Consider the following 12,671-nt stretch of genomic DNA (forward strand, 5'->3'; position numbering starts at 1 on the left):
GCTCAAGGGCTTACTATGAAACACTATAAAACCCTCAGGCTGATCCTTGGGGATCAGCTGAATCATCAGCACTCTTGGTATAGCCAAATAGAACCTAGTTGCTTATATGTGATTGCTGAGCTCAATCAAGAAGCCAATTATGTCCACCACCATATTCAGAAGATCAGCGGCTTCTTTATGGCGATGGCTGCATTTGCCGAGCACCTAAGCAATCAAGGACACCAAGTCTTGCATTTAACCCTAGATGACACCGCTGTTCACCCCAACTTAACGGGTTTAATCACCAGTCTAGCCGAGCAATATCAAGTACAAACTTTTGAGTACCAAAGGCCCGATGAATATCGTTTGCAACAGCAATTAGAGGCCTTAGTGCTTCCACCTGCAATTGCCATTAATCGTTATGAGAGCGAGCATTTTCTATTCGATTTCAAAGATATCGAGCAGCATTTTGTTCGAGGTAAACACAAATTAATGGGGCATTTCTACCAATACATGCGTAAGACATTTGGGGTACTTATGCTGGACGAGCAAAAGCCTCTGGGCGGTAAGTGGAGCTTTGATACTGATAACCGCCAAAAGCTGAAAGCCACCGACTTAGCAGCGCTGCCCCAACCTCTGCTATTTGCTAATGATGTCAGCCAAGTCATTGACCGTATTAACCGACACCAAGTGCAAACACTTGGCCATATTGGTAACCAATTAATTTGGCCAATTAATCGTGAACAAAGCCTGCAAGTACTGCAGCATTTTTGCAAGCATTGCTTACCACACTTCGGTCAGTTTCAAGATGCCATGACAGCCAAGCACCCGAGCATGTGGAGCTTGTATCACTCCCGTTTGTCGTTCTCACTTAATACTAAGATGCTGTCACCATTGGAAGTATTGCATGCTGCAGTGGATGCCTACGCCAATTCAGAAGGTAAAATCAGCCTTGCTCAAATTGAAGGCTTCGTTAGGCAAATTTTAGGATGGCGCGAATACATCAGGGGCATCTACTGGGCCAATATGCCAGAGTACTCCAATTTAAATGCCCTTAATGCCAATAACAACTTACCCGACTACTTTTGGACCGGCGAGACTAAAATGAGCTGTATGCAGCACGCCACAGGGCAGTCTTTAGATTATGCCTACGCCCACCACATTCAGCGCTTAATGGTGACTGGCAATTTTGCACTGTTAACGGCAATCGACCCACAACAGGTCGAACAATGGTACTTAGGCATTTATATTGATGCCATCGAATGGGTGGAAATGCCTAACACCAGAGGCATGGCACTGTTTGCTGATAACGGTATTATTGCCACTAAACCCTATGCCGCTAGCGGCAATTATATCAATAAAATGAGTGATTACTGCAAAGACTGCCATTACAACATCAGCGACAAATCAGGGGAAACGGCTTGCCCATTTAACGGCTTTTACTGGCATTTTATGAATAAACATAGGGATAAGTTTGCTAATAACCCACGCACCGCCATGATCTACCGCACTTGGGATAAAATGGATGAAAGCGTGAGACAAGGCCACCTGCAAACGGCCGAAATGAACCTAGCTCGACTTAATCAGCTTTAGCCTTCTTGCTTGCGCATTGTTTAGAGCAATACTTAACACTTTCCCAATTGGCTTGCCATTTCTTGCGCCAGTTAAAAGGGCGCAAGCAAACTGGGCAAACCTTACTGGGTAAGTTGAGCTTTTTATGAGCCATAATTTATTGCTCAATTAGCCCTTGTTTGTTTACTGCCCCATCGCTGCCCTTAGGGCATTCAAACCTGCGACAGAGAAGCCAACATCATTGAAGTAAATGATACGGTGATTTTTATCTAGCAATATGACTCGGGTGTTACGAGGGTTTTGATTACCCGTAAAGGCTTGCAGTGTGTCACCATCTTGGTAAACCGTGATCACCCCTTGCCACAATTCTTTGGGAATACCGGCACGCATACCATTGTTGATTACGGTTTCAAACATACGTGGAAACATTCCGCCAATGGTTGGCAGCTCGTAGGCATCCACTACGGTATTGGTCATGTCTAATCCGATTAACCAGCGGTCAATATCAAATTGTGAATCCTGCTTATAGCCAACTAACAGTACCGTATAATCCCCATTAAAATGTCTCGGCATTTGCACTGTTTGCTGCTCTAAGGTTTCACCGCTAATCTCTGGAAAGTTTTGGCCTATGGGGTTTTGATTGGGATATTGATTGGCACAACCACTTATCAGCAATAGTGACAACATAATAAATAGAAATTTCATAATCACTCCTTTTAACTCTTATCACCAATACGCTTAGCTTATTGATATAGTTCATTTTTAAAATGAAAACAGCTCCTATCACTGGGTAATAGGAGCTGTTTTTTATATTACAAGGTGCGGCCTTTAAAAGCTAAAGTTCACCTTCGCGTAAGCAAAACCACCGTTAAAGCCATAACTGCCCGTTACTGGGTATTTAGCTCCCAAAATACCTTGATATGGATTTTCTTGTGGGTAGTGGTTTAACAGGTTTTGAGCACCTACGGATACACGCCAGTTTGAAGTGGCTTGATAGCTTACTTCGGCATCTAAGGTTACGGCGCTTTCAACTTCAATCGGTAAGGTAGGATCATCAGCATGGTGCTCTAGGAATTCACCATAGTAGTTGACCCTTACTAATGAGGTTAGCGCATCAGTATATTGCTGATTCCAAGTCAGGGTGCCTTTTGAATTAGGTAAGGCATTTTCAATCGCAACCACTTTACCGGCAGCATCAATGGTTTCTGGATTAAATTTATCGACACTGGTTTCAGTGTAGTTGTAGGCTAACGCAAATTTAGCGCCTTCAATAAATTCAGGGCTGTAGTTCACTACGAGATCGACACCTTGAGTCGTGGTATCAAAACCATTAGTAAAGAACTTAACTTGGGTTAATTGTTGGGCATCTTTAACCCCTGACTCAAATAAGGCATCTTTGTCTGCTTGAGTCAGCATCTGTGGTGAACTTTGTGAGATGCGATCAACCAATTTAATGTGATAGTAATCGGCAGTCACAAACAGGTCACCTACTGTCCACATTGCCCCCAATGAATAGTTGGTCGAGGTTTCAGGTTTAAGCGCTGTTGCCCCTTTTTGCATAGATACAATGTTCGTTGGTGGCAACGTTGCCTCATCCACTAATCCACCAGCTGTACTTGTAGTCGTCACGTTACGCACATAAGACTGCCCCACGGTTGGAGCCCTAAATCCTGTGCTTAGCGCAGCACGTAGACCTAGGTCATCGGTTACGTTATACAGGGTGCTTAACTTCCAGTTCGTTGTGCCACCAAAATCTTGATAGTTTTCATAACGTACTGCGCCAGTTACCAGCCATGCATCGGTAACTTGCTTTTCAACATCTACATACATGCCGATATTGCCACGAGACCAAGAACCCGCATCGCTGGCCTTGAAGCCTGGGAAACCATTAGAGCCTACCGCAAAACCTTGCTTGTATAGTTCGCCATTGGTATAGGAGGCTTCATCACCAGCATAGATTTCAAAGGTTTCTTGGCGGTATTCAATACCAGAGGCAAAATGCCAGGTATCGATTTCTGCATAGTTCAAATCAAGGCTGACACCTTGCTCAATTTGAACATATTTACCAGGGTCAAATTCAGTCGGTGAATCTGGCCCTAAAGAAGCATTAACGGTATTTTTAATGTAAAAATCCGCTTCGTTAGCACCGTAAGAGGCGCTGAAATCATAATCAATGCTATCGGCCAATACACCTTTGATACCTGCCACTAATGAAGTGTCAGTGACTTTGCCACCAAACTTAGGGGTAAAACCATTTGGATTTAATTCTTGGAAGCTAAAACAGTCTTCACTCGCCAATGCTTGCTCATGGGTCATCCCAAAACACACACTATTTTGTGGATTATTTTCATCCCAGTTGCCCGAGATATCGGCAATTAATGGATTGCCATCAGGATCTGCATAGACACCATCACGGGTTTCAGGATTACGGTAGTAGAAGCCCCCTTCAATATCACGCTTGGCATAGTTACCAAACAGGTAAGCTTGGGTATCGCTATTAATATCAAAGCCAGAGTTAACAAACAGTTTTATGTCTTCTTTGGTTTCTGGGTTACCCCAAATTTGTACAGGACCATTGGCACTGATCTTACCTTCGTCAATTAAGCCTTGGGCATCATCTCGTTGCACACTGCGGCTCGTTGCTGCGGCCGTTTTATACTCTGCAGATAAATTGATAAAGCCATTATCGCCTACCGGTAAACCAAGATTAGCGGCAATCATTGGACTTTCACCATCGCCTTCATAGTACTGCCCATAACGCGCCTCTATCAGACCGCCTTCAGAGTCATCTTTTAACTGAAAGTTAATGACCCCAGCGATGGCATCAGAACCGTATTGAGCCGCAGCACCATCACGCAAAACCTCCACTTGTTTTAAGGCAATCGCTGGAATGACAGAAATATCTGGACCTTGGGCACCATTAGAAATACCAGGGCCTTGGAAAGCAATGACCGCTGCACGGTGGCGACGTTTGCCGTTAACGAGTACCAGGGTATGATCTGGCGCCATGCCACGCATATTGGCAGGACGTACTAAAGTCGCCGCATCAGAAATTGGCTGTACACTTACATTGTATGATGGTACGACTTTACCAATGAGATCGGACATATCGGTGGCGCCATTTTTACTGACTTCTTCACTGTCAATAATATCAATTGGCACCGACGAACTGGTAACTGAGCGTGGGGCTGCTCGCGAGCCAACTACCGCAATTTTTTCTACTTTTACTGCTTCAGAGGTAGAGACTTCTTGAGCAAAACTGATATTTGAAAGTGCCATACCAATAGACAAGCTTAGCGTGCTTAGACCAAAGGATTTTTTTGAAACAACGGACATAAAAAGAAACCTAATTACAAAAACAACTCAACAACAATTAACATTGCCACAAACAATTGACTGCATATTACAAACAAACCTCAGCGCCACTCAAGAATATTCATCCTAATAATTTGAATTTATATTCACTTAAGTTTTTTTAGCTACAGGCAACAACAATCAAAGAGTATTATTCTATTTGTTTAGGGGGATAATAAGAAAACTGATTTTTACAGGGGGATGGCGCGATAACAAATTGTTAAAAATTAACAATCGAGCTACATCAGCACTTGTTGATTAAGTTTTTATTCGCCATTTAATTCACGAATGGCGAATAAAAATTCACTATTAAGTAATGTTGATACTACTGCTCAGTTTACTGGCGTTAACCATTAGATAACTGCTGTGGTCATCGATTTATGTTAACTGCTGATAAAGCGCGAGGTAAGCTTTGGTGGCTTTATCCCAACTAAAATCTTGTGACATCGCGTTAATTTGAATTTGCTGCCATGCTTTGCGCTTTTTATAGGTCTGACAGGCCTCTAAAATTGAGACTTGCAAAGACTTCACGGTCATCTGATTAAATACGAAACCCGTTTGAGGTTTATCCGTTTGTTGCCAAACTGAGTCAGCTAAGCCCCCGGTTCTTCTGACGATAGGCAACGTACCGTACTTCAGCGCATACAGCTGCGTTAAACCACAGGGTTCAAAACGGGAGGGCATCAGGAAAGCATCGGCACCAGCTTGAATTTGATGAGATAGCACTTCATCATAGCCAATAAAGACCCCAACATTATCAGGGTAAGATTCAGCTAAGGCTAACAACGACTGCTCTAATTGTGGGTCGCCACTGCCTAGAATGACAAACTGGGCGTTATGCCTTAAGCCACTCTCGATACAGTCAAGCACAAGATCGACCCCCTTTTGTTCGGTAAGTCGAGTGACCATGGCAATTAATGGCCCTTTTGCAGTCGTCATTTCAAAACGTTTCAACAACGCCTTTTTATTTATGGTTTTATGTTTTAGTGTGTCAACCGTATATTTCTTGGCGATGTTGTCATCGGTTGCTGGGGACCATATTTGATAATCTACCCCATTTAGTATGCCCACTAACTTATGCTGATAATGGCTGAGCAAACCTTCTAAGCCACAGCCAAACTGTGGTTGTTGAATTTCTTTGGCATAAGTCGGACTGACCGTGGTCACTTTATCAGCATAAACAATTGCCGCTTTTAACATGCTGACATCACCGTAATATTCCATGGCGTCCATGCTAAAGTAGTCATTGCTTAACTTTAATAACGGAAAATCTGCAGCGTCAACCCGCCCTAAATATTGTAAATTATGAATGGTTAGCACCACTTTAATTTGTTGCATGCGCCACTGATGTAAATAAACTGGAACCAGACCCGCTTGCCAATCATGAATATGAATAACATCTGGTCGCCAATCATTTAATGAACCAAAGGCTGCCAGCGCTGCTGCACACCAAGATAAAACACTAAAACGAGTAACGCTATTGGCATGGGGGTGACCACTGTTATCGACATATGGCCCGCCTTCGCTGTGGTATAAATTGTCACATTCAAGCAAATAAAAGGTTATCTTTGAGTTTTTTAGCGTGGCGATATTCATTCTCACGGGCTCATCAAGCATAGGCGGATACAATAACGGCCCCTCCTCTATGCTCAAATCGGTATCATCGACACAACTGTAATGGGGGACAACTAGTCTGACCTCATGCCCTTGCTGGCACAATTGTTCAGCCAAAGAGTAGCTCACATCCCCTAAGCCCCCCGTTTTAACCAGTGGATAAACCTCGGCAGTAACAAATAACAGCCTCATAAAAATTCCTTTTATTTCAATATATAACAAAAAAAACAATGAACTCATTACTGCCGCGAGCTCGGCAATTGCCACAGTTACATTCACCATCTTTTGTATTATGCCTAAAAAATGCCATCGATTTAGGTGAAAAAAAATACGATATAAATTTTCTAGTAAGTGTTAAGTTTTAACTATTAGTTTGTTGAAAGTTTTTTTTTAATAATTTTTCATTGGCTATGCTTGATACATCTCTTTTTTTCGCCAAAGGCTGCCTTCTAAAACCGTATCGTTAGCTCGCTAATTTTTCTAATTTTGCGTGAATCGTTTCAACATATTGTCATATTTATGTACCAAAATGAATCAGAGTAATGGCTCCAGCCAACACCCAATTCTTGGCAGACATTACTTTGTTGTTATATCAACCTTACATGCATACATATTAAGGAAAAGCTATGGCGATAAGGCAACAAATATCAACTGGCAATTTAAATGCAGCTTTGGCAAAAACCATTGCCGTAGTGTTGGCTGGCGGCCGCGGTTCCAGGCTCAAGGAACTCACTGACAACCGTTCCAAACCGGCTGTGCCCATCGCTGGAAAATACAAAATCATTGATTTCCCGTTATCCAATTGTCTCAATTCTGGGATCCGCCGCATCGGTGTTGCCACCCAATACCGCTCTCACACCTTAAATCAGCACATACAAAGGGGTTGGAGCTTTTTTAGAGCGGATCTTGGTGAGTCCATGGAGCTTTGGCCAGCCCAGCAACAAACCGATGGCAATTGGTACCAAGGCACCGCGGATGCGGTATACCAAAACCTGTCGATTATTGGCGGCACCCAGCCTGAGTATGTGGTAGTACTTGCTGGGGATCATATCTATAAGCAAGATTATTCGCTGATGCTCAGGGATCATATCGATTCACAAGCCGATATTACCGTTGGTTGTATCGAAGTCAGTAAACAAGAAGCCTCTGAATTTGGTGTGATGGCGGTAGACTTAAAAAGAAATATCACTTCATTTGTTGAAAAGCCAAGTTCGCCGCCTACCATTCCAGGGAGTAATGACCGCTGCTTAGCCAGCATGGGGATTTACATTTTTAATGCTGATTTTCTCTTTCAGCGCCTCCAAAAAGATGCTCAAGATCTTGAATCAAGTCATGACTTTGGCAACGATATTATTCCCTCAGCCATTGGCACCCAAAAAATTATTGCCCATCCATTATCTTTGAGTTGTATCAAAAATAAGGATTATGAAACACCTTATTGGCGAGATGTGGGCACCTTGACTGCCTATTGGCAGGCTAATATTGACCTAACCAAACTTAAACCACAATTAGACCTATACGATGATAACTGGCCAATTCATACCACTCAGTATCAAAGACCGGCTGCTAAGTTTAATCATAACAGCGAAGGCAGGGTTGGCTATGCCGTTAATTCTGTGGTGTCTGCCGGTTGTCTAGTCTCTGGTGCCAGTGTCGAGCAATCGATGCTGTTTAACCATGTGACGGTAAATTCATATTCCCATATACAAGAATCTGTTTTATTGCCCAATTGCGAAATTGGCCGTGGCTGTCAACTCAAGAAAGTCATTTTAGATATGGATTGCAAATTACCGGCTGATTCTATTATTGGTTTTGATGAAGAGTTTGATAATAAATACTTCCGCCGTAATGAAGATGGCATCGTACTGGTGACCCAAGCGATGATCGATGCTTGGCAGCAAGAGGTTGCCGACCAGCAAGACAGTCAAAAGCAAAGCGCCTAATTACTGGTTGATTTTTATGGGAACCCATTGAGTTACGACTCAATGGGTTTGTTATTGCGAGAGTAGATAGACACCTCGATTAATTGTTATCTTATTGCCAGCATTTAACTGGTAATCATTTGAGGCAAATTCGACGTGATTATGCTGCCAAGACAATTTATCCAGATTGATACCAAGAGGTTGCCCACCTCGATAAAACAACCATAATCTCGGCCCCATATGTAAATGTTCACTGTGTAATGCAATAAATTGCTGCTTGGGATCCTGCCATGCAGCAGCAGTGAATGTCTGACCATCGGCATCCAGCCAGGCTAAATTTGCTTTGTGCTGGGGTTGTTGAAAGCTATCTTCAGGCAGAGGTAAGTTACCTAAAAAGATCCCTTTTTGTCTAAGATCGAGTAACTGCTGTAAAACCTCTTGTAGTGGGTGTTTGCCCTGTGGCCAGTGCAAATAATTACTGGGATCATCTTGGCAATACGCGTTATTATTCCCCCCGTTACTATTAGCAAACTCATCCCCCTGCAGTAGGTGTGGGGTGCCTCGGGCTAATATCAAACAAGCGAATAAGGCTTTGGCTGACTGCTGACGCGCATCATTAATCGCTTTCGATTGGGTTGCCCCTTCAACACCGTGGTTATTTGAATAGTTATGGTTATGGCCATCACGGTTTTGCTCACCATTGTTGTGATTATGTTTTTGGTTATAGCTACACAAATCATTTAAGGTAAAGCCATCGTGATAGCTAATAAAGTTCACACTTGATAGAGGACTGCGTTGCCCGCCAAAGTGCGTCATTGAGCCCATCAAAGCCTGCACAAAGCTTCCCATATCACAAGGGTGATCCAACCAAAAACGACGCATAACATCACGGAAGGTATCATTAATCTCTAACCATGGTGATTTGAAATTACCCAACTGATAGCCATTAACACCAATATCCCAAGGTTCCGCTATCAATATGGCATTGTGCAACACCGGATCTTGAGCGATCATTTTGAGTAATGGTGCTTGTGCACTAAAACCTTGGCTATCACGTCCTAATACTGTCGCTAAATCAAAGCGAAAACCATCCAGTTTAAACTCTTGCCTGAAGTAGCGTAAGGAATCCATGATCATGCCACTGGCAAGCTCAGTTTGGCAATTGATGGTGTTACCACAGCCGGTATGATTAATAAAATCACCGCCTTGTTGGAGATAGTATTGCGCACTGTCGAGGGCTTTAAAGTTGATGACTGCATGCTGGTGTTCACCTTCAGCACTATGATTAAAAACCACATCTAACACCACCTTGATCCCTGCTCGATGGCACTCTCTGACTAGCGTTTTAAATTCTCTAATGGCATCTTTATACTTATAGCGTTCCTCTAGAGCAAAAAAATTAATTGGGTTGTAACCCCAATAGTTTTTTAATCCTAACTTGACCAAGTGACGCTCATCCATAAATGCCATACAAGGCATTAACTGTATGGTATCGACACCTAAGGACTGCAAATACTTAATAGATTGTGGCTGTGCTAGGCCTAGGTAAGTCCCGCGTAATGATTCGGATAACAGTGGATTAAGCTGGCTAAAGCCTTTGACATGTAATTCGTAAATATTGCTAATGGGGGAAGTGGGAGGTTGCACTCCTTGCCAATCAAAATCGGCTTGGTCAGTCACTATGGATTTCACCATAATGTCGAGGCTGCTTTGCGGGTTGCAAAAATCAAAGCTTGGATGCCAACTCAATGGCTCCGACAGCCTTTTAGCATAGGGGTCAACTAACAACTTACTTGCAGAGGTCTTAAGTTGAGGATGATTTATCACTCGATAGCCATAGTGTTGACCCGCGGCAACCCCCACAACTTCAATGTGAAAACAATCACCGGTTTTATTGGCAATAGGAATAAAATGTGATGATTGTTGGTCATCAAACAGCACCAGTTCAAGCTCGCCAGCCTTACAATGAATGGCAAAATTAACGCCGTTATCGGTCAAGCTCGCCCCAAGGGGATAAGGGCGACCTGCTCTTAGCTGATAATAGCTATGATTCATCAGCCATCCATTTTAAATAGACACTGGCTAAAGGTGGGATTGCCAAGGTTATTGATTGGGACATACCATGATGGCTATGTTGCTGACTATAGTAGCTTGCTTCTAAATGGAAGTTTGCACCATGATAGTAATGGGAGTCGGTATTTAAGATAACTTGATAACGCCCAGGCCTTGGCACCCCAATGCTATAATTTTGATGGCTTTCGGGGGTAAAATTATTGATCACAATAATTGGCTGCTGGTGCTTGTCAAAGCGAGCTAAGACCGCTATCGATTGCTCAGCATTGCTACCATCAATCCAGCTAAATCCAGAGGCTTGATGGTCCAATTGATGTAATGCTGGTTCTTGTCGGTAGAGTCGATTTAAGTCTTTGATTAACCTTTGTTGACCACTGTGGAATGGATTCTCGAGCTGATGCCAGCACAAACTTTGCTGATGTGACCACTCTTTGCCTTGGGCAAACTCTTGCCCCATAAACAATAACTTTTTACCTGGATGGGCATATTGATAGGCCATAAATAAACGCAAGTTCGCAAACTGCTGCCATGCATCTCCTGGCATTTTTGCTATTAGCGATCCTTTACCATGCACGACTTCATCATGGGATAGAGGCAGTACATAATGTTCAGAATAAGCATAAACCATTGAGAAGGTCATATTATCATGGTGATATTTACGATGGATTGGATCTTTACTAATGTAACCCAAGGAGTCATTCATCCAGCCCATATTCCACTTCAATCCAAACCCTAAGCCCCCATCAAAAGTGGGCTTAGTGACCCCATTAAATGCGGTTGATTCTTCAGCAATCGTCAAAGCATTAGGGTAATTTAGATAAATGGTCTCATTTAATCGTTTAAGGAAATTTATCGCTTCGTAATTTTCATTGCCGCCATTAATATTGGGCAGCCATTGTCCTTCTTTGCGGGCATAGTCTCGATATAACATCGAGGCAACGGCATCCACCCGAATGCCATCTATGTGGAAATGTTCAAACCAATACATAGCACTGCTAATTAAGAATTCGACCACATGGGTTTTGCCATAATCATAAATTAGACTATTCCAATCTTGATGCCAGCCCATTCTTGGATCTTCATACTCGTACAGCTTAGTGCCATCGAAATTGGCTAAACCATGGCTGTCTGTAGGGAAGTGAGCGGGAACCCAATCTAAAATAACGCCAATATCCGCCTGATGTAAGGCATCAATCAGAGCCTTTAACTCATCAGGGCTACCATATCGACTTGTTGCGGCGAACATTGCCGTGGGTTGATACCCCCAAGACCCATCAAATGGGTGCTCAGTTAAAGGCATAAACTCTACATGGGTATAATTCATTTCTTTTAGATAGGGAATTAACTCATTGATTAATTCCATATAGGTCAATGGCCGCTGTTGTTTGTGCCGCCAAGATCCAATATGTAATTCATAAATACTGATTGGCTGTGCTAAATGATCTTGTTTGCTGCGGTTTTGCCATTGCTGGTCTTGCCACTGATAGTAACTGTGATCAAATACTCTAGAAGCAAAAGATGGAAATTGATCTTGATAGAAACCAAAAGGATCACTTTTATGGGGCAATAAATTAGCTTGCTGATCTTTGATTTCAAACTTATAGCCCTGGCCTGTTGCCACTTCTGGAATAAATAAACGCCATACCCCATCATTAGAACTTATCATTGGATGACAACGTCCATCCCAATGATTAAAGTCACCAATGACACTTACCGAGCGTGCATTGGGCGCATAGACAGCAAAGCGTACCCCCTTAACCTGCACGCCATCGATAATTTGTTCATGCAAATGAGCGCCTTGATGATAATAAAGCTTACTGCTATCAAAAAAACTGTAATTAAACCTGAGCTCAGCCAATTGATATGGGTCGAGTTTTATTACTGTATATTTTGAATAGGTTATCTTTAAACGATATTTAGGCTGAGAACGCTTCTTTAAGGTAATGCTGAAAAAACCTTGATCATCAATAGCCGTCATTTTGCCAATATGATGATTGGTTTTCCACGCAATCAGAGCCACCTCTTTTGCCCCCGGCAAAAAACAGTTGATGGTGACTTGTCCATGTTCATCTTCAAATAATCCCAAGTGTTCTAATGGTGTTGAGCACTTAGCATTGATGATTGCCTCATTCCTTGATGTCATTATTCATTTCCAAA

At 42.7% G+C, this 12,671-nt stretch carries 8 protein-coding genes; 2 read left to right on the forward strand and 6 right to left on the reverse strand.

Going from position 1 to position 12,671, the window contains the following annotated elements; genetic code table 11:
* The first annotated feature begins 15 nt into the window (after window positions 1-15).
* Window positions 16-1,572: a cryptochrome/photolyase family protein gene (locus GFB48_RS00400; RefSeq protein ID WP_163930044.1), complete on the forward strand. Its 1,557-nt coding sequence runs from the start codon at window positions 16-18 to the stop codon at window positions 1,570-1,572.
* On the opposite strand, the gene GFB48_RS00405 is transcribed toward GFB48_RS00400, so the two are convergent.
* The 4 genes from GFB48_RS00405 to glgA all read right to left on the reverse strand — a co-directional run bounded on the left by GFB48_RS00405 (window position 1,559) and on the right by glgA (window position 6,711).
* Window positions 1,559-1,705, reverse strand: a complete 147-nt coding sequence (locus GFB48_RS00405; RefSeq protein WP_163930046.1) for a DUF2256 domain-containing protein — start codon at window positions 1,703-1,705, stop codon at window positions 1,559-1,561. The two genes, GFB48_RS00400 and GFB48_RS00405, sit on opposite strands and share 14 nt — an antisense overlap.
* Window positions 1,706-1,734: 29 nt before the next feature.
* Window positions 1,735-2,259 (reverse strand): hypothetical protein, encoded by a 525-nt coding sequence (locus GFB48_RS00410; RefSeq protein WP_205597654.1) that lies wholly within the window; start codon window positions 2,257-2,259, stop codon window positions 1,735-1,737.
* Between the two features lie 120 nt (window positions 2,260-2,379).
* Complete coding sequence (locus GFB48_RS00415) at window positions 2,380-4,887, reverse strand: TonB-dependent siderophore receptor (protein ID WP_163930050.1); 2,508 nt, start codon at window positions 4,885-4,887, stop codon at window positions 2,380-2,382.
* A gap of 396 nt (window positions 4,888-5,283) precedes the next feature.
* Window positions 5,284-6,711 carry a glycogen synthase GlgA gene (gene glgA / locus GFB48_RS00420; protein ID WP_163930052.1) on the reverse strand — a complete coding sequence of 476 codons (1,428 nt, stop codon included), beginning with the start codon at window positions 6,709-6,711 and terminating at the stop codon, window positions 5,284-5,286.
* A 434-nt stretch (window positions 6,712-7,145) separates the two neighbouring features.
* On the opposite strand from glgA, the gene glgC reads away from it, so the two are divergent.
* Window positions 7,146-8,462, forward strand: coding sequence for a glucose-1-phosphate adenylyltransferase (gene glgC, locus GFB48_RS00425; RefSeq protein WP_163930054.1), 1,317 nt, complete (start codon window positions 7,146-7,148; stop codon window positions 8,460-8,462).
* 51 nt (window positions 8,463-8,513) lie between these two features.
* Here glgC and glgX read toward each other — a convergent pair whose 3' ends face one another.
* Both glgX and glgB read right to left on the reverse strand, forming a co-directional pair.
* Complete coding sequence (gene glgX, locus GFB48_RS00430; RefSeq protein ID WP_163930056.1) at window positions 8,514-10,496, reverse strand: glycogen debranching protein GlgX; 1,983 nt, start codon at window positions 10,494-10,496, stop codon at window positions 8,514-8,516.
* Entirely contained in the window at window positions 10,486-12,657 is a 2,172-nt protein-coding gene (glgB, locus tag GFB48_RS00435) for a 1,4-alpha-glucan branching protein GlgB (RefSeq protein ID WP_163930058.1), read from the reverse strand. Before glgB ends, glgX begins: the two co-directional genes overlap by 11 nt.
* Window positions 12,658-12,671 lie beyond the last annotated feature (14 nt).

Origin of the sequence: Paraferrimonas sp. SM1919, from assembly GCF_010993985.1 — a bacterium.
Lineage (GTDB): Bacteria > Pseudomonadota > Gammaproteobacteria > Enterobacterales > Shewanellaceae > SM1919.

Bases quoted from the DNA above. Each gene is read 5' to 3' on its own strand.
- GFB48_RS00400 (WP_163930044.1), top strand. From the start codon at position 16: ATGAAACACTATAAAACCCTCAGGCTGATCCTTGGGGATCAGCTGAAT.
- glgX (WP_163930056.1), bottom strand. From the start codon at position 10,496: ATGAATCATAGCTATTATCAGCTAAGAGCAGGTCGCCCTTATCCCCTT.
- glgC (WP_163930054.1), top strand. From the start codon at position 7,146: ATGGCGATAAGGCAACAAATATCAACTGGCAATTTAAATGCAGCTTTG.
- glgB (WP_163930058.1), bottom strand. From the start codon at position 12,657: ATGACATCAAGGAATGAGGCAATCATCAATGCTAAGTGCTCAACACCA.
- GFB48_RS00415 (WP_163930050.1), bottom strand. From the start codon at position 4,887: ATGTCCGTTGTTTCAAAAAAATCCTTTGGTCTAAGCACGCTAAGCTTG.
- GFB48_RS00405 (WP_163930046.1), bottom strand. From the start codon at position 1,705: ATGGCTCATAAAAAGCTCAACTTACCCAGTAAGGTTTGCCCAGTTTGC.
- glgA (WP_163930052.1), bottom strand. From the start codon at position 6,711: ATGAGGCTGTTATTTGTTACTGCCGAGGTTTATCCACTGGTTAAAACG.